Origin of the sequence: Corynebacterium sp. MSK158, assembly GCF_030229085.1 — a bacterium.
In the GTDB taxonomy this organism is placed as follows: domain Bacteria; phylum Actinomycetota; class Actinomycetes; order Mycobacteriales; family Mycobacteriaceae; genus Corynebacterium.
On record NZ_JASPHJ010000009.1, the window covers coordinates 96,224 to 112,304 of the forward strand.

Below are 16,081 nucleotides of genomic sequence, written 5' to 3' on the forward strand. Positions count from 1 at the left end.
GTCCCAGTTCATTGACTTCCAAGAACGGCCACTCGACGTTCTAACCTTCGCTCAAGGCGTGCTTCCCCACATACCCGTGCGAGTTCTCTCGTGACAGTCAAGGCTAAGCCCATGAACCCAGGAAGCAAGAAATGTCTCCTGAGTCGACAACCGAACCTTACGTCACGACACGCCCATTTCGCACAATTTTCCCGCAATTCACGTGAGTCAAGTTAATTCACATGACTCAACATGTGCACCTAACCTGCAATGATTCTGTTACCATCCCGTTATTGTGACTTTAATCACTGTCTAACCAGAGTTCCATACGCTCTACCGGCCCCCAGCTCGTCCACAACTAGGACAACAGAGCCACTCCCCCACCGGATGTCAACCCCTAAGAATTTACTTTGACCACTCCCCCGCCCCATTTACGGTCCCCAATTAGGTACCAGGTTCAAGCTAAGCCCAGACCGAACTTCTGCCTCCCCGATCCACTACCGACCTTCTCGACGCACCGTGAGTGAACGAAACTGCGCCATTCACATTCACCCGGAGTTCTTCGGTACCCATCTTCGGGCCGGTTGCCCGAATTTTTCGCACATCGAAGGCCCGCAAAAATTTCACCCTGAAACGCGATACTTTTTCGAACAAACTTAATTTTAAGGGAGCATTTGTCCAATTTTAAAAAGTGGAGCTCCGCAGTGCTCGCGCTACCCTATTTGCCTGACCGACCCCAACCGGGATTTACATAGAGTCTTTTCAACCTCTAGACCCCGCGCCGGCTGGCCGCCAGAAAAGAGCTGACCAAAACAATTATGGCGATTACGGCAACCGCCCCCACTACTGCGCCCACAGGGAAGCTGATTTGGTCTAGTCCCTTGTAGTACTCAGACAGAAGGTCTGCTTGTTTAATCCCAGGCGGGATCTGCGCCTGTACCGACTCAATGTCAGCGCGACTATAAGTGTCACTAACGGAAGAAACATGGCGGGGGGTTTGAACGATGACAGTGTTTAAACCTGTCGCATCCTGGAGCTCTTGGGCAATGTCGCGGACATCAGGTGCCCGATCAGCCATCACATCAACCACGGCCACCCCGTCACCGTCTCGCAAGCCTTGAGCTACCTCCGCGTTGAGCTGTGCATCTTGGCTGAGCGCTGGGGACGTATAGGCCACGCCGTCCTCTTTCAGCTGGCTTGCCAAATCAGCTACATCTACGCCCGCAGGAACCATGCGTATCTCTTCCTTATATATAGGGCTCCTAAACTTCTTCTCCCCCAAGATACGGGCGGGCCGCAGACGTCCGTCCCCTCAACTCGCCGAATTTCTAGAAAAGATGAAAACAGAACGCTTGTACTGTTACAATGGCAGCGACCGAAGGTTTTAGCCTCTACAATATCTAGGTGAACCATCGCGTTCTTTGCCGCCTTCAACACAGCGGGCCCCATGGTCGCGTCGAGTCACACTCGTGACCGCTGACGCTGAGCACTGCCCCGCTGTGACGACAGGCGGCGAGTACCAAACAGAACACACTGTTTATTAACAAGGAATGGAGCTCCCTGTGACTGAAAGCTTGAACTCCTTCGAGGCCAAGAAGACCCTTGACGTCAACGGCAAGTCTTATGACTACTTTGACATCAACACCGTCTCCGGCTTGGAGAAGTTGCCTTACTCCCTCAAGGTGCTGGCAGAAAACCTGCTGCGTAACGAGGACGGCAAGAACGTAACCAAGGATCACATTAACGCCTTGGCAAACTGGGATCCGGAAGCAGAACCGGACACCGAAATCCAGTTCACCCCGGCACGCGTCCTCATGCAGGACTTTACTGGTGTTCCTTGCGTTGTTGACCTCGCTACCATGCGTGAGGCCGTCTCCGCACTGGGTGGCACCCCGGATCAGGTTAACCCTCTCAACCCGGCCGAAATGGTCATTGACCACTCCGTCATCGTTGAGGCTTTCGGCTCTACCGATGCGTTGGAAAAGAACGTTGAGATTGAGTACCAGCGTAACGAAGAGCGCTACCAGTTCCTCCGCTGGGGTGCTGAGAACTTCTCCAACTTCCGCGTTGTTCCTCCGGGAACCGGCATCGTCCACCAGGTAAATATCGAGTACCTATCCCGCGTTGTATTCGACAACGAGGGCCTTGCTTACCCGGATACCTGTATCGGTACTGACTCCCACACCACCATGGAAAACGGCCTGGGCATTCTGGGCTGGGGCGTCGGCGGCATCGAGGCAGAGGCTGCCATGCTCGGCCAGCCGGTGTCCATGCTCATCCCAAAGGTCGTAGGCTTCAAGCTGACCGGTGAGATTCCTACCGGCGTTACTGCGACCGACGTCGTTCTCACCATCACTGAGATGCTGCGCGAGCACGGCGTTGTTCAGAAGTTCGTTGAGTTCTATGGCAACGGTGTTAAGTCTGTCCCGCTGGCAAACCGCGCCACCATCGGCAACATGTCCCCTGAGTTCGGTTCCACCGCTGCGATCTTCCCGATTGACGAGGAGACCACCAAGTACCTCGAGCTCACCGGCCGCCCGCAGGAGCAGATCGACCGCGTCGAGGCCTACGCCAAGGCACAGGGAATGTGGCTGGAGGAGGACGCTCCAGAAGCAAAGTACTCCGAGTACCTCGAGCTGGACCTGTCCACCGTTGTACCTTCCATCGCTGGCCCGAAGCGCCCGCAGGACCGAATCCTGCTGACCGAAGCCAAGGAGCAATTCCGCAAGGATCTGGCTAACTACACCACCGACGAGGTTTGCGTTGACGAATCCTCTGTCGAGGCAAAGCGCATGTCCGCAGAAGGCGGCGCTCCAGCTATGGAAGACGTCACCGGCGGCCTGAACAAGGCCCGCGAGGGTCACGGCGAGTCCTCGGCTACTGGCGCGAAGGGCCGTCACTCCAACCCAATTACCGTGGAGTCCCAAAACGGTGGCGAGTTCACCTTGGACCACGGCATGGTTGCCATTGCCTCTATCACCTCCTGCACCAACACCTCCAACCCATCCGTTATGGTGGGCGCAGGCCTTATCGCCCGTAAGGCAGCAGAAAAGGGCCTGCAGTCCAAGCCATGGGTTAAGACCATCTGCGCTCCTGGCTCCCAGGTTGTTGATGGCTACTTCCAGCGTGCAGACCTGTGGAAGGACCTCGAAGCCATGGGCTTCTACCTCTCCGGCTTCGGCTGCACCACCTGTATCGGTAACTCCGGCCCACTGCCGGACGAGGTTTCTGCAGCCATCAACGAGAACGACCTCGCTGCCACCGCGGTACTTTCCGGCAACCGCAACTTCGAGGGCCGTATCTCCCCGGATGTCAAGATGAACTACTTGGCTTCTCCAATCATGGTCATCGCCTACGCCATTGCCGGCACCATGGACTTTGACTTTGACGCTCAGCCGTTGGGACAGGACAAGGAAGGCAACGATGTCTTCTTGAAGGACATTTGGCCATCCCCGCAGGAGATTGAGGACACCATCCAGTCCGCTATCTCCCGCGAGATGTACGAGGCCGACTACGCCGACGTCTTCAAGGGCGACGATGCTTGGCGCGCCCTGGACGTGCCGGAGGGCGAGACCTTCAAGTGGGATGAGGATTCCACCTACATCCGCAAGGCTCCTTACTTCGATGGCATGCCAACCGAGCCGAACCCGGTTGAAGACATCAAGGGCGCACGCGTGCTGGCAAAGCTGGGCGATTCCGTCACCACTGACCACATCTCCCCTGCTTCCGCTATTAAGCCGGGCACCCCGGCTGCGCAGTACCTCGATGAAAACGGCGTTGCCCGCCAGGACTACAATTCCCTGGGCTCCCGTCGCGGTAACCACGAGGTCATGATGCGCGGTACCTTCGCGAATATTCGCCTAGCTAACCAGCTGGTAGACGTCACCGGTGGCTACACCCGTGACTTCACCCAGGAAGGCGGCCCGCAGGCCTTCATCTTCGATGCTTGCCAGAACTATAAGGAAGCCGGCATCCCGCTCGTTGTCATTGCTGGCAAGGAGTACGGCACTGGTTCTTCCCGTGACTGGGCCGCTAAGGGCACCAACCTGCTTGGCGTGAAGGCTGTTATTACTGAGTCCTTCGAGCGTATCCACCGCTCTAACCTGATTGGCATGGGTGTTATCCCACTGCAGTTCCCGCAGGGCGAGTCCCACGAGTCCTTGGGCTTGGATGGTACGGAAACCTTCGACATCGAGGGTATCTCCGCCTTCAACGATGGCTCCATCCCGAAGACCGTCCACGTCACCGCTACCAAGGAGTCCGGCGAGGCCGTCGAATTTGATGCTGACGTTCGCATCGACACCCCGGGTGAGGCTGACTACTTCCGCCACGGCGGCATCTTGCAGTACGTTCTGCGTCAGATGGTCAAGAACTAAGCGTCTTCGCGCAGTCCTTTAGCCCACCCGAGGGGAGCTAAAGGACTAAGTTCTGTCGACAACGCGGGGTTGCACCGCCCTCCCCAGGAAGGGCAATGCGGCCCCGCGTTTCGTCACGTCGATTTTATTTCTTATTTAAAATTACTGATTAAAGATTCTTTAGACATCCCCCATTAAGGAGAGTTCCCTACTATGCCCATCGTGAGCGAATCTGAACTTAGCCGCCGCCGGCACGACATTCTCGTAGGTGCCCGCCGCTGCTTTGCAGAGCACGGGTACGAGGGAGCGACTGTTCGGCTTTTGGAGCAAGCGACGGGTAAGTCACGTGGCGCAATTTTTCACCACTTCGGTGACAAAGAGTCGCTATTCCTTGCCTTGGCGCAAGAAGATGCCGCTCGTCAGGCCGAAGTCGTGGCTCAAAATGGCTTGGTAGAAGTCATGCGAGAAATGCTCCAGCATCCTGAGCGCCACGATTGGCTCGCCACTCGCTTGGAAATCACCTCCCTGCTACGCACTGACCCCTCGTTCGCCGCTCGGTGGAAAGAAAATCAATCGGTTCGTGATGAAGCCGTTCGCGCACGATTGGCATCTAATGCGGATAAGGGTCGCCTACGAGATGATGTAGGAATCGATACCTTAGCCATCTATCTTGAGGTATTCATGGACGGATTCATTAACCGGCTTGCCTTGGGCGATACCGCGGAGCTGGAAAATGTTCTTGACTTAGTAGAGCAATCCATCCGCGGTGTTCAGGCGAGCCCACAGTAACCCCATACACCTACTTCTGCTCCCAGCTGCTTCTAAACTGATGTTGGAAGTAGCCGGGAGCAGTGTTGTATGCGCCTAATGTTGCGGCACCGGCACTGTCTTTTCCGCCACTTGGGCATAGGTTTCTATTTCTGCCACAAACTTAGGATCGTGGCAGGTAACCACGAGGGCGCTGCCGGACTGCAGTGCATGGTGGATCAATTGGTGCATGAGCCAGCGGTCGGCAGCGGAAAGCAAGGTGTCTGGTTCGTCGAGCAGGACCGCCTGTCGGTGCTGCCCGATCACGTGGGCAATTTGCGCAAGTCTCAAACGAGACGATGATAAATCGAGAGGATGATCTGCAGGATTAAGTCCCAACAGGTTGCGCAAGGTGTCATTGGGGACGAACTCCTCCACCGTTGGAAACACCGCCTGATCAAACGGCGATTGCAGGGCAAGAGCAGGTGGATTCGGGACTAATCCGGCGCCATCGAGCCCAGCAGCAGCGCGCAGGAGCGTTGTCTTGCCACTGCCATTATCGCCTCGCAGCCACGTAACCGCAGATTCCGTGATAGGGATTTCTACCGGTCCGACGCTGAAGGACGTGCCGGTGGGCTGAGAAAAATGCCACCATTTCTTCTTTACTGCACCCCTGTGTGCCGTTAGTGGACCGATACTCCCAGTCCGGGGGCTTGGAGAAACCCGTGGTAAGTCGAGGTCCGCTACGAGTGGGTCTGTTCCGATGATGTCGCCACCCAACTCTGGCCAGGAGGAACTAGAAACGGAAATCACGCAAGTCCCCGGCATTGCCTGCAAGAGGCGAACCACTTGCGTGCGCGAATTAGCGTCCAGCCCGGCTGCAGGCTCGCACACAATCATGACTTTTGGCTCGCGAATGGCAACACAGGCAGCCGCAAGCCTGCGTGTTTGGCCACCGGATAGCTGTGTTGGGTCATGTTCGCAGTAGTCAGACAGTCCTACAGCGCGAAGCATTCGCTCCCCGCGCCGCTGCATTTCAGGGGCAGGCACGCCGGCATTCTCGAGGCCTAAAACTACTTCTTCGATGCAGGTTTCCCGCAGGAAGCTAATCTGTGCTGAGGCATCCGTGCCGATGATGGCTTCGGTAGATAGGTACTCCGCTAGTTCCACGGCCACGTCTTCGGCGGCTTTGTCAGGTTCGACGAGTACTTGATAGATGGCCCCTGGGGTGGGCTTAATGCGGGCTAGATCCATGTTGCAATCACCACCGCAAAGCTAACTAGCGGAATGACTAGGCGTACGACTCGAGAGACTATGGAATCGGCAACAGGACGCAATAGTGTGCGTTGCCCTTCTTGGTCGAATCCGACGGCGGCTAGGGCCTGGCCACGTTGGGTTCCTTGGGTGAGGAGGCGAGCGATGACGGGAATAATGACGCGCGAGATGGTATTGCGCCAGGTCACGGTGATGCCGGCGAGCTGGTTGGCCTCACGGACGCAACGCCAAGCGTGCGCACCTTGGGGCAGGGTTTGCAGGGAGGCGCCAACGATATATGCGACCTTGTGGCCAGCGCGCGAAACTTGCAGCCATTTGGCGATATCAGCAATGCGCAGCGCTGCCATGGCCGCGATGAAGCAGGCCATGAGGGCGCAGAACCGCAGGCTGAGGGTGGCGGCGAGCACCAGGCCGTCGCTTGTTACCAGTGGCAGCACTGGGTCATCACCGTAGGGGGCGTGAATGACCAGCATGGAAAGGGCCGCCGGGGCGCTTAGCGCCATAGTTGTCAAAATCACGGAGGCGTTGCGGGTAGCGGCAGTACCGCAGGCTAGGGCGAGAAGCACTACGCTTGCCGACGCCACCGGGGTATCCAGCGCCAAAGTAAGGATCCAGCCGCAAGCCGCGATGGTGACAACGGTGGCGGGATGAAGGCCTTGCATTAACGTGGCTGGAGGGATTCTCGGGTGCGCTGCGGCAGTGCCTTGACCGCTGCCCAGACAATGAGGAAGACCAGTGCCTTATCCAGGGGATCCGAAATAAAGGACTGCAGCGTAACCGAGGCGATGAGGGAATTGCCCAGCTCTCGGAAGAGCGAAACAACTGCGCCCGTACCAAGACCAGCGGTACCGCCATAAACAAAGGCAGCCACTGGTGCGGCGAGCATACCGGAAATGATGCCGATGACGGCGCCGCTGAGAATAACCCACCACACCTTGGTGAAAGCGCCCTTCTTGATTACCAGTCCGGAGAGGAACCCCGTGGCGGCGGACACGGCGGCGAAGGGCAGGGCGGCAGGGTTCAACAGCCCCCATACGACGGAGGACAATGTACCGGTAGCCAATCCGGCAATGGGTCCCGCGAGCGCGGCTACCAGGATTGTTCCCACGGAGTCGATATACAGCGGAACGCCGATAGAACCGATGATTTCGCCAACAACAATATTGAGCACTAGCGCTACCGGGATGATGGCGATGGTTCGCGCCGGTAGCGCCGGAACGGTGCCGGCTAGAAGGAGCGTGGCGCCAACGAGATAACCGGCGAGGGTAATGAGCGCCTCTGTCGATCCGGCAACGGAATCCCAATCAGTAGGACGCAGAAGAACCAGATAAATCCAGGTCGCGGCGACGATGAGCGCACCCGCGATGACCATAGCCTTGCGGGCGGGGGTGAGAGAAAGCTGTGACACAGTAAAAGTCCAAATCCATATACCGAAAAATGGGCAAAGTAAACGCCGACCGCGGATGGTGCTGCTTTCCTATGTCACCTCGGAAAGCGAGCTCGCACGGCACGTGCGCCGCGGATAATAGTAGAGGTTCTGCGTGTCAAAAGCCACTAATGCGAAGCCAATAGCGTCAATCCCCGCGCGCATTCGTGGTGTGCGGCCTCCATGTCTGCGCTTGTTACCAGCCGCGCGTTGTGGGCGCGGCCCCAATGGTTGCGCAAATCCGCAACGCTCGTGCCCCGCAGCAGTAACGATTCCGCCTCGACGTCTACGGTGGTTTCTACCGCGCCGAAATTAATGCGCCCGAGAGCAATCATGCAGGTCAAGAGATCGTGGATTTGAGCTTGATATCCCTCCCCTTGCGCCTGGTGGAATTCAAAATAAAAGCGCAGCACGTCTGGCAGGATTTGTGCCGTGGGGTGCTCCCCCAACAATTCTAGGACCTCGTCTAAGCGCTGCGGAGTAATGAGAAACTGTTCCGTTACTTCGAGGGAACACAGCGTGGTGAGAACGCGTGGGGCGGTTGAATGAAAATGTTGGGCGGCGGCGTGTGGATCCACCCAAAAGTTCCACTCGGCAGTTGGCGTGGTGTTTCCGCGGTAATTGACCGCGCCGCCCATGATGGTGATGGCACCGAAGCGCGCGGCAGCCTCGCTATGGGTTGCTTCGAAAGCCGCAAGGTTGGTGACCGGTCCAGTAACGATCAGCTGCAGACCGTCGTGGGTGGCTAATGCTTCTTCCCATACCTGCTGCCAATCGCGCTGTTGCAGCTTGGCGGCGGCAGCGGGAGCATGTGCGTAGCCCAGCCCTGTCGGGCCATGGGTCTCAGGGGTGGTGGTGAGATCCACCTTGAGCGGTAGGGGTAGGCCGAGGGCTACGGGGACGTCGGCAAGCGAGCAAAGATCCAAAATCCAGCGGGCATTAGCCGCGGTCTGGTGGACCTCGACGTTGCCGGCCGTGGTGGTAACCCCCACCAGCTCGATCTCACCGGCATGATGCAAACCCGCCAAGTACATAAGGGCGAGGCAATCATCGATGCCGGGATCGCAATCAATAAGTACAGCTGGTGGCTTAGTAGTCATAGCGCCAGCCAGTCTAGCGCCCTACTTGATAGAGCTCACCGGAGTGTCGCCATCAACGAAGGCAAGCGGGGATTGCGGCAGGTTTTCGCGGCCGAGGGCCTCGACGATGACGTCCGCAACCAGCTCGCGGGAAGAAGTCATAGACTCCTTCAGCATCTTATCCTCAATCTGCTCAATGCCCTTGGCTGGTTCCTCGGTCAGCATCGCTGGCTTGAGGATGAGGTGCGGGAAGCTGGCCTGTACAAGGCGGTTGTCTACTTCCTTCTTCGACTCCACATAGGCATACCACTTCTCATCGGCAGGATCCGTGGTTGCTACCTGGGAGCCGACATAAGAGATCATCACATAGGCAGGCACATTCTTGCCCTCCTGCTGCAGCTTGTCCATGGCGTCGAGGGTAGCGAGCGCGCCATCGCGGTCGACGGCCCAGGTGAGGTCTGCTCCACCGCGGCCGCCATTGCCGGCGCCCCAGACTACAGCGTCATAAGCGGCGAAAAGCTCTGCCCACTGATCCACGGTTTGTTCAGTAATATCCGCCATAACCGGGGTCGCGCCGATCTTTTCAATCTCGGGCTTCTGTTCTGGGTTGCGGATGAGGGAGTGGACCTCGTGGCCGGCGTCAACCAGCTTAGGGGCGGTCAGCAGTCCGACCTTGCCGTGTCCACCGATGTACAGAATCTTCTTCTTATCAGTCATGCCTCCCCACCGTAACAACGGCGCGGCCGGCGTGCAGACGCCCTCACCTATCTGGCACGCACAAACCACCGCGGCGTGCCCGGCAAGCAGATAGACTTGTCTGCATGTATGCCATTATGACCGTCACCGGCGCCGATAGCACCGGCATCATCGCCGCGGTGACCACTACCCTTGCAGAACTCGATATCAACGTCATCGACGTCTCCCAGACGCTCATGGGCGGATACTTCACCATGATCCTGCGCGTCGAATTCGATGCGGACAAGGTCTCCATCCAGACCATCAAGGAGCGCATGCGCCCCGTGGCGGAGGAAAAGCACCAGTCCATCCGCATTCAGTCCGAAGACCTCTTCACCGCCATGAACGAGATTTAGAATGAGTACGCGTTTTAATACCACCAATATCTTGGACACCATCGAGATGATTGAGAACTATCGTCTCGATATCCGCACCGTGACCATGGGCATTTCCCTCCTCGGATGCACTCGCTCCACCATGGAGGCTACCTGCCAGGCCATCTATGACCGGGTCACCCAGCAGGCAGAGCGCCTCGTCGAGGTGTGCGAAGGCATCGAGGGCGAGCTCGGTATCCCCATCGTCAATAAGCGCATCTCCGTAACCCCCATCTCGTTGGTGGTGGCCGGCGTAGAGGGAAACCCCGTTGATGCAGCGAAGGCGCTGGATAAGGCAGCCAAGGAGGTTGGCGTCAACTTCGTGGGCGGCTATTCCGCCCTAGTAGAAAAGGGCGCCACGACCGCGGAGCAAAAACTCATCAGCTCCATTCCGGAAGCGCTGGCTACAACGGACGTTGTGTGTTCCTCCGTAAACATCGCCAGCTCCCGCGCAGGCATAAACATGGATGCGGCGAAGAAAATGGGCGAGGTCATCAAGGAAGCGGCCGAGCTAACTAAGGATGATTCCGCCATAGCGTGCGCCAAGCTCGTGGTCTTTGCTAACTCCGTGGGAGATAATCCTTTTATGGCCGGCGCCTTCCACGGCATTGAGGAACCCGATTGTGTGGTCTCCGTGGGCGTTTCTGGCCCGGGTGTGGTCGACCGTGCCTTGGGCTCGCTCGAGGGGGCCAGCTTAGACCAGGTTGCAGAAGAGGTGAAGAAGGCTGCTTTCAAGATCACTCGCGCCGGGCAGCTGGTGGGCAACATGGCCTCGGAGCGCCTGGGAGTGCCCTTCGGCATCATCGACCTTTCGCTTGCCCCCACCGCCGAATTGGGCGATTCGGTTGCGCACATCTTGGAGCACATGGGCTTAGACCAGGTGGGCACCCACGGCACTACTGCAGCCTTGGCTCTGCTTAACGACGCCGTTAAGAAGGGCGGTATGATGGCTTGTTCCCGCGTGGGCGGGTTGTCTGGTTCCTTCATCCCAGTTTCCGAAGACAAAGGCATGATCGACGCGGTCAAGTCCGGCTCCATTTCTATGGACAAGCTGGAGGCCATGACCGCTATTTGCTCGGTTGGCTTTGACATGATTGCCCTGCCGGGCGATACCTCGGCCGCGACGATCTCGGGCATGATCGCCGATGAGGCCGCCATTGGCGTAATGAACCATAAAACCACCGCAGTGCGAGTCATCCCGGTACCTGGCGCCCAGGTAGGCGACGAGGTCAGCTTCGGTGGGCTTCTCGGCTACGCCCCAGTTATCCCGGTCAATCAGGTGGGCAATGCGCAGTTCATTAACCGCGGCGGCTTCATTCCGGCCCCGGTGCACGGATTCCGCAACTAGCGCCAGCAACAACCACGCCGCGGTCTAGTCCGCGGCGTGCTCCTCGCCCGGCTTATCGGATTCCGCCCACGCAGCTAGGTTGGCCTGAAAGTGCTGGTAGGAAGCCTCCAACTGTTTCAGCTCCACCTCGCCGCCTACTTGGCGGCGGGCATCGGAGTAGATGGCCCGGGCGGCGTCGTCAAGCACGCGCCGGCGTTCCGCTGTGCGAAGAAGGGCAACGACCTTAGCGAGGTTATCCAGCATGCTGAGGTAAATCTCCGCATTATCGGCCGCATCACGCCGAATCTGTGCAAACATCGCCTCAACGATTTCAGCATAGCTAAAGGTCTGATAATCCAGCCGAAACTCGCCGCCCACATGCACAATGCCCTGCGGAAGCCGCTTATCCCCAATCACGGTGAGGATCTGGGTGAAGCGGTCAATGATGTCAATTACCGTAAATGGGTCATTAACGCCGGTGCTCAAAGCGCGGGCAGCAATTTCTGCGAGGTGCCGGGCGGTAAACCGAGGATCGTGGGCGGAGGCGTTTTCACGGTGCTGCGTGAGCACGATATGCTGTTCAATATCTTCCGGCAACCGTGGCACGCCGTGGGCAATGACCTCGCCTTCCAGCACTAGGTCTCCCGGTGCCACGCCGAGGTGCACCGCGCAATCCTCTTGCGCTGCAGCCTGCGCGATGGCGTCATAGTCCACGAATTTGAGATAGCCAGTCTCACTACTGCGGCGCTTTTGCGCGTTCGTGTAGAACTCTGGCCCCGGCGCTTTTACCTTCTCTTCCTCCTCACCGCGGCGGATGAGCCGGCGCATGTGGCTTTCTACATCTTGGGCAACCACGTGCACCACGTGGGACATGCTGATCGATTGCGCAATATGCACGATGAAGTAGATGAGGAAGACAACGCAGGCGATGGCCAGCAGCACCGTGACGGCTACATTGAGGGAAGGAACATATTCTTCTTCCCCACCGCCGCCGGTACGGACCGCGCGCAGGGACAAGAGCGCAAAAATAAAGGTTGCCAGATAGATCGCCAACGTGGATTGAATGGAGCGATCCTTTAAAAACTCGTGCAGGAGGCGTGGTCCCATCACCGTGACCACGCCCGACAGCGCAGTCAGGGTGATGAAAAAGACGGTGCCGGCCAAGGATAATGACGAGGTTGCTACCGCGCTTAAAATCCCTTGCGCGCTATCGGCGCTGCCGTCATAAAAGGGCGTGGCCGACACATTAAAATTGCTACCCACCGCAATGAGCATTTCCGCACCGACTGCGGCGAGGGCCACCGCCACGGCAGGAATGAGCCAAAACTTTTCCCGCCAGGCGGGCATCCTCTCCAGCAGTGTCTTCATATATCCCTAAGCTAGCTCCACGATCTCCATATAATCATCGGACCACAGGTCCTCATCACCATCGGGCATGATGATCACGCGTTCCGGATCCAGTGCCTTAACCGCACCCGGGTCGTGCGTCACCAGCACCACAGCGCCCGTATACGTTTTCAGTGCATCAAGCACCTGCTCGCGTGAAATTGGGTCCAAGTTATTGGTGGGCTCATCGAGCAGCAGTACATTCGCGCGGCTGGAGACCAAGGCGGCCAGTGCAAGGCGTGTCTTCTCGCCGCCGGAGAGGGTACCCGCCGGTTGCTCAAGCTTCTCGCCGGAAAACATAAAGGCACCAAGCAGGCTGCGCAACTCCTGCTGATCCGCATCCGGGCAGGCATCGATGGTGTTTTGCCACACGGACTTATCCGGGTCGATGGTGTCATGCTCCTGCGCGAAGTAGCCGATGCGCAGGCCGTGGCCGCTGACGATGCCACCTTCACCATCGGTGCGTTCCACACCGGCGAGCAATTTCAACAGGGTGGTCTTACCTGCACCGTTATAGCCGAGAACGACCACTCTAGAGCCTTTGTCGATAGCGAGGTCTACGCCCACGAAAACCTCCAGCGAGCCGTACATCTTGGTCAGGCCCTTGGCATTCATTGGCGTCTTGCCGCACGGCGCCGGCTCGGGGAACTTAATATTGGCCACCTTATCGGCCACGCGAACCTCATCCAGCTCGCTCATCATGCGTTCAGCACGGTGGAGCATCTGCTTTGCCGCAGCGGCCTTGGTTGCCTTAGCACCGAGCTTGGCCGCCTGCTTTTGCAGTGCAGACGCCTTCTTTTCGGCATTGGCGCGCTCTCGGCGACGCCGCGCTTCATCGGTAGCACGGGCATCGAGGTACTTCTTATAGCCCATGTTGTACACATCGGCCTCACCGCGGACTGCGTCAAGGAACCACACCTTGTTGCACACGGCTTCTAGCAGTTCGACGTCGTGGGAAATCATAATGAGCCCGCCCTCATGCTTGGACAGGAATTGGCGCAGCCACGTAATAGAGTCGGCATCCAAATGGTTAGTCGGCTCATCCAAGAGCAGCGTGGTCTGGGATTTGCCGGAGCCTTCAGTAGCTGCAAAGAGGATCTGTGCCAGCTCCACACGGCGACGCTGGCCACCCGAGAGAGTCTTGAGCTTCTGATCTAAGACGCGCTGTGGCAGGCCCAAATTATCGCAAATCTGCGCGCATTCGGAATCGGCTTCATAGCCGCCGAGCGACTCGAACTGCTCCTCCAAGCGGGAATACTTACGGATAGCCTTATCCCGGAACTTATCGTCTGTGGCCGATTCCATGAGCTCTTGTTGCTTGGCCATTCGGCGCTTAAGATCATCCAGACCGCGTGCGGAAAGAACGCGCTCGCGCGCCGTTTGCTCGATATTTCCCTCGCGGGAATCCTGGGGCAAATAACCAATGGGGCCCGAGCGAGTCACAGAACCACCATAAGGCTCCGTCTCCCCTGCCAAAATGCGCATGGTCGTCGTCTTGCCCGCGCCGTTGCGGCCGATGAGGCCGATTCGGTCGCCAGGCTGCACGCGGAGGTGCTGCCCGGGGGCGTCGAGAAGCGTGCGCGCTCCTACCCTGACTTCGAAATCATTGGTTACAATCACGAAGAAATAGTCTAGCAATTGACGCGGCCAACGCTAAGACGCACTAACGCCCATTACGTTGTTGGCAGTTCCGCTTGAAGGGACTCAGGATTCGTACTCCTAGCCCCATGCTGGGGCAGGTTATGTTTGTCTGCGTTCCTTCTGCCTTGGGGCAGTGGAACTAGTCGCTGGCTTCGGTATGGCTTGTTTTCGTCCCTGTCTGATAATGATCCGGGGGGGGGGTGATGCCGCCGAAGGCAGTGACATACTCCAGACTGCTAATAGGAACCTGACCCGCACAGAATGTGCGAGGTCTCAAAGTAATGTGGATGCCAGCGTGAAGTATGTCCGACCACCAGCGATGAAATAAGTCCCATACTCATTCAGTTCGCTAGGAGGTCTGGCATGACCTACGACTATGTCATCGGCATGGACGTCGGTAAATACTTTCACCACGCTTGCGTCTTAGATATCGACGGCACCCAGGTGCTATCTAAGCGCATCAACCAAAACGAAAAATCCCTGCGCGCACTGTTTTCAGCGTTCAGCGCACACGACCACAAGGTCCTTGTCGTCGTGGACCAGCCCAATAACATTGGTCGACTAACTGTCGCGGTTGCTCAAGAACTCGGGATCGACGTGCGCTACCTTCCCGGTTTGGCTATGCGTCAACTCTCGCGCATCCACGCTGGCAATGCCAAAACTGATATCCGGGACGCCTATATCATCGCCCACGCTGCAAAGAACCTTCCGGAATCCCTCCGCAGCGTCGACCGCGTCGAAGAAGCCTTCCTCCAGCTGAAGGTCCTCAACGGTATCGACGAAGATTTAGCACGCTCCTACACCAGGCTCATCAATCAGATTCGAAGTGCACTAGTAGGCTGCTACCCGCAATTCGAACAGGCCCTTCGCGGTCAGATAATTCACCGCAAGTGGGTTCTGCACCTACTTGCACGCTACGGCGGACCGACCAAGATAAAACGCCTCGGAAAGGCCAAGGCAGCTGCCTTCGCTCGACGCTATAAGGCACGCAATCCTGAACCTGTCCTCGATGCCATTTTCGCTGCCATCTCTGAGCAAACAGTTGCCATTGCTGGTGCACACTATGCCGAAATGGGCGTAGCAATGTCGGCGAAGGACGCGCTTTTAAAGCTCGAGCACCGCACACAAATCGAGCAGGAAGTCATCGAGCTCATCAACGACATCCCCCACACCCAAATCCTGCTATCCATGCCAGGAATCGGACCAAAGACGGCAGCACAAATTCTCATGACCGCGGGCGACATGACCGACTTCCCGACAGCTGGGCACCTAGCCTCTTACGCTGGATTATCACCTCGGACAAACCAGTCCGGGACCTCGATCATGTCGAACTCACTGAACCGAGCTGGCAATAAAAAATTAAAGAACGCCCTATGGCAATCATCTTTTGCATCCATCAGATTCCACGAGCGTTCCCGGCAATTCTATGAACGAAAGCGCCGTGAAGGCAAGAGACACAACGCCGCAGTAGTAGCACTAGCCCGCAGACGGCTCAACGTCCTCTACGCCATGATGCGCAACCACGAGCACTACCACGATCCCGCACCATCACAGGAAGACCTAGCAGCCTAGACACTAAGAGTAAAGATAGCCGACCGGGTAAAATCCCAGTCGGCTAGCAGCCATGCCCGAAAACAACACGACCAAACAACCCCGCAGAGAGAATCCGCCCCCAATTTCTGAACTGGCCCCCGAAAGTTGGACTGGTTTAATTCTAGGCGGTTAGGGCTTCAAGGGTCTGATTTCGATATTGCATC

The 16,081-nt window shown here is 57.6% G+C and carries 13 protein-coding genes; 5 read left to right on the plus strand and 8 right to left on the minus strand.

The window, feature by feature from the left end; genetic code table 11:
- Positions 1-748 precede the first annotated feature (748 nt).
- Positions 749-1,213 carry an Rv1476 family membrane protein gene (locus tag QP915_RS08465; protein WP_284769026.1) on the minus strand — a complete coding sequence of 155 codons (465 nt, stop codon included), beginning with the start codon at positions 1,211-1,213 and terminating at the stop codon, positions 749-751.
- Positions 1,214-1,541: 328 nt separating this feature from the next.
- On the opposite strand from QP915_RS08465, the gene acnA reads away from it, so the two are divergent.
- Both acnA and QP915_RS08475 read left to right on the plus strand, forming a co-directional pair.
- Positions 1,542-4,355 (plus strand): aconitate hydratase AcnA, encoded by a 2,814-nt coding sequence (gene acnA / locus QP915_RS08470; protein WP_239277736.1) that lies wholly within the window; start codon positions 1,542-1,544, stop codon positions 4,353-4,355.
- A gap of 192 nt (positions 4,356-4,547) precedes the next feature.
- Positions 4,548-5,123, plus strand: coding sequence for a TetR/AcrR family transcriptional regulator (locus QP915_RS08475; RefSeq protein ID WP_239277734.1), 576 nt, complete (start codon positions 4,548-4,550; stop codon positions 5,121-5,123).
- 75 nt (positions 5,124-5,198) lie between these two features.
- On the opposite strand, the gene QP915_RS08480 is transcribed toward QP915_RS08475, so the two are convergent.
- The 5 genes from QP915_RS08480 to QP915_RS08500 form a co-directional block, all read right to left on the minus strand.
- Positions 5,199-6,335 carry an ATP-binding cassette domain-containing protein gene (locus QP915_RS08480; RefSeq protein ID WP_284769027.1) on the minus strand — a complete coding sequence of 379 codons (1,137 nt, stop codon included), beginning with the start codon at positions 6,333-6,335 and terminating at the stop codon, positions 5,199-5,201.
- Positions 6,326-7,018, minus strand: a complete 693-nt coding sequence (locus QP915_RS08485) for an energy-coupling factor transporter transmembrane component T family protein (protein ID WP_284769028.1) — start codon at positions 7,016-7,018, stop codon at positions 6,326-6,328. Before QP915_RS08485 ends, QP915_RS08480 begins: the two co-directional genes overlap by 10 nt.
- Complete coding sequence (locus QP915_RS08490; RefSeq protein ID WP_284769036.1) at positions 7,018-7,728, minus strand: ECF transporter S component; 711 nt, start codon at positions 7,726-7,728, stop codon at positions 7,018-7,020. The genes QP915_RS08485 and QP915_RS08490 overlap by 1 nt, the downstream gene beginning before the upstream one ends.
- A gap of 182 nt (positions 7,729-7,910) precedes the next feature.
- Complete coding sequence (locus tag QP915_RS08495) at positions 7,911-8,882, minus strand: nucleoside hydrolase (RefSeq protein ID WP_284769029.1); 972 nt, start codon at positions 8,880-8,882, stop codon at positions 7,911-7,913.
- Between the two features lie 21 nt (positions 8,883-8,903).
- Complete coding sequence (locus QP915_RS08500; RefSeq protein ID WP_284769030.1) at positions 8,904-9,578, minus strand: NAD(P)H-binding protein; 675 nt, start codon at positions 9,576-9,578, stop codon at positions 8,904-8,906.
- A 104-nt stretch (positions 9,579-9,682) separates the two neighbouring features.
- Between QP915_RS08500 and QP915_RS08505 the strand changes: the two genes are divergently transcribed.
- Together QP915_RS08505 and QP915_RS08510 are read left to right on the plus strand one after the other, a co-directional pair.
- Positions 9,683-9,952 (plus strand): ACT domain-containing protein, encoded by a 270-nt coding sequence (locus tag QP915_RS08505; protein ID WP_179386521.1) that lies wholly within the window; start codon positions 9,683-9,685, stop codon positions 9,950-9,952.
- 1 nt (position 9,953) lies between these two features.
- Positions 9,954-11,318 (plus strand): PFL family protein, encoded by a 1,365-nt coding sequence (locus QP915_RS08510; protein ID WP_284769031.1) that lies wholly within the window; start codon positions 9,954-9,956, stop codon positions 11,316-11,318.
- Between the two features lie 24 nt (positions 11,319-11,342).
- On the opposite strand, the gene QP915_RS08515 is transcribed toward QP915_RS08510, so the two are convergent.
- Both QP915_RS08515 and QP915_RS08520 read right to left on the minus strand, forming a co-directional pair.
- Positions 11,343-12,665, minus strand: coding sequence for a DUF2254 domain-containing protein (locus tag QP915_RS08515; RefSeq protein ID WP_284769032.1), 1,323 nt, complete (start codon positions 12,663-12,665; stop codon positions 11,343-11,345).
- A 6-nt stretch (positions 12,666-12,671) separates the two neighbouring features.
- Positions 12,672-14,303, minus strand: coding sequence for an ABC-F family ATP-binding cassette domain-containing protein (locus tag QP915_RS08520; RefSeq protein WP_005328391.1), 1,632 nt, complete (start codon positions 14,301-14,303; stop codon positions 12,672-12,674).
- Positions 14,304-14,687: 384 nt separating this feature from the next.
- On the opposite strand from QP915_RS08520, the gene QP915_RS08525 reads away from it, so the two are divergent.
- Positions 14,688-15,896 (plus strand): IS110 family RNA-guided transposase, encoded by a 1,209-nt coding sequence (locus tag QP915_RS08525; RefSeq protein WP_284769033.1) that lies wholly within the window; start codon positions 14,688-14,690, stop codon positions 15,894-15,896.
- Positions 15,897-16,081: the final 185 nt, after the last annotated feature.

Excerpts from the sequence above, each read along its gene's own strand:
- QP915_RS08465 (WP_284769026.1), bottom strand. The coding sequence starts at position 1,213 with ATGGTTCCTGCGGGCGTAGATGTAGCTGATTTGGCAAGCCAGCTGAAA.
- QP915_RS08475 (WP_239277734.1), top strand. The coding sequence starts at position 4,548 with ATGCCCATCGTGAGCGAATCTGAACTTAGCCGCCGCCGGCACGACATT.
- QP915_RS08480 (WP_284769027.1), bottom strand. The coding sequence starts at position 6,335 with ATGGATCTAGCCCGCATTAAGCCCACCCCAGGGGCCATCTATCAAGTA.
- QP915_RS08485 (WP_284769028.1), bottom strand. The coding sequence starts at position 7,018 with ATGCAAGGCCTTCATCCCGCCACCGTTGTCACCATCGCGGCTTGCGGC.
- QP915_RS08490 (WP_284769036.1), bottom strand. The coding sequence starts at position 7,728 with ATGGTCATCGCGGGTGCGCTCATCGTCGCCGCGACCTGGATTTATCTG.
- QP915_RS08495 (WP_284769029.1), bottom strand. The coding sequence starts at position 8,882 with ATGACTACTAAGCCACCAGCTGTACTTATTGATTGCGATCCCGGCATC.
- QP915_RS08500 (WP_284769030.1), bottom strand. The coding sequence starts at position 9,578 with ATGACTGATAAGAAGAAGATTCTGTACATCGGTGGACACGGCAAGGTC.
- QP915_RS08505 (WP_179386521.1), top strand. The coding sequence starts at position 9,683 with ATGTATGCCATTATGACCGTCACCGGCGCCGATAGCACCGGCATCATC.
- QP915_RS08510 (WP_284769031.1), top strand. The coding sequence starts at position 9,954 with ATGAGTACGCGTTTTAATACCACCAATATCTTGGACACCATCGAGATG.
- QP915_RS08515 (WP_284769032.1), bottom strand. The coding sequence starts at position 12,665 with ATGAAGACACTGCTGGAGAGGATGCCCGCCTGGCGGGAAAAGTTTTGG.
- QP915_RS08525 (WP_284769033.1), top strand. The coding sequence starts at position 14,688 with ATGACCTACGACTATGTCATCGGCATGGACGTCGGTAAATACTTTCAC.